The sequence below is a fragment of the Rhodococcus sp. FG69 genome, from assembly GCF_057808915.1.
The window spans coordinates 1-1,307 of the sequence record NZ_JBMDIX010000103.1 but is presented as its reverse complement, the minus strand read 5'-3'; the positions used below and the strand labels follow the sequence as shown (position 1 = coordinate 1,307).

Genomic DNA, 1,307 nt, shown 5'->3' with positions numbered 1-1,307 from the left:
GCCGAGGAGGCCCGTGAGCGGGCGGCGTTCCTTTCCTCCGCTCGGGGTGGTCGCCCACGGGCCAGCCACACCGTCGGACGCACCGTCGAACTGAGCTACCAGGGCCAGGCCTACAAACTCGGTGTCGGTCAGATCGGACCGCACCGCTACCAGGTCGACGGGGACAGTGGAGATCTGCAGGTCGATCTCGAGCGTCTCGGGCAGTACGAGAGCCGGTTGACGCTCGGGGACCGGCGTTTCTCTGTCGTCACGGTTGCTGGTGCCGCGCATTTCCTCGTCGAGGTCGATGGGATTTCGCATCAGATCAGTCAGGACGAAGCCGGGTTGGTGCGTGCGCCCGCCCCGGCGGTTGTCGTTGCTGTTCCTGTCGCTGTCGGGGACGAGGTCGAGGCCGGTCAGACGTTGGTGGTGCTCGAGTCGATGAAGATGGAGACCGCGGTCCGTTCCCCGTATGCGGGGACGGTGCGGGAGGTGTTGGCGTCGGTGAACGGGCAGGTCGATTCCGGGGCTGCGCTGTTGCGGGTCGATCAGGCCGGGGAGCAGAAGGCGTCCTCGCAGACCGCGCGGGTTCAGTTTCGGACTGTTCCCAGCGTCGAGGGTGAGAGCGCGAGTTGCCGGGCGTTGGCGCGGCTGAACGAGTTGTCGGCGTTGATCACCGGTTTCGATGTCGGTGCACCACGGGCTCGTGTCCTGCTCGCCGACTACGAACGACTACGCAGTGCGGTACCGCGGGAGGACACTGCGGTGCTGGAAGCGGAGTTGGCGTTGCTGAACACTTTCGCCGATATCTGCGAGCTTTCGCGTAATCGTCCGACGATGGATGAGGAGAACACCGACGAACGGGTCCATTCTCCACGTGAGCATTTCCATTCGTTTCTGCATTCACTCGATTCCGACATTCAAGGACTGCCGGAATCTTTCCGCAGCAAGCTTTCTCGCGCGCTTCGTCACTACGACGCCGACGCCACCGAGGGACGTACACCCGAGCTCGAAGAAGCGGTCTACCGCGTCTTCCTCGCGCTGCAGCGCATCGAGAATCAAGTCCCGGTCATCGCGGCACTGCTCGATCACTGGCTCACCGACACCGCAGCGCAGCCTTCGTCGGACATCGGCGAGGTGCTCGAACGGTTGATCGTCGCCACACAAGCCCGCTACCCCGTCATCGGTGACGTCGCACGCAACCTCCGATTCCATCTGTTCGATGCCCCCCAGATCCGCCGGGCACGCGATCAGGTCTACGACGGAGTCCGCGGCAGCCTGCAATACCTCACCGAAAACCCCGACGCACCCGACTACGCCGCCCGCAT

General features: G+C 64.3%; 1 protein-coding gene. It reads left to right on the top strand.

What is annotated here, in order from left to right:
- On the top strand, nt 1-1,307 hold a 1,307-nt coding region (locus ACODSO_RS29150; RefSeq protein WP_489040075.1), incomplete at both ends, for an acyl-CoA carboxylase biotin carboxyl carrier protein subunit.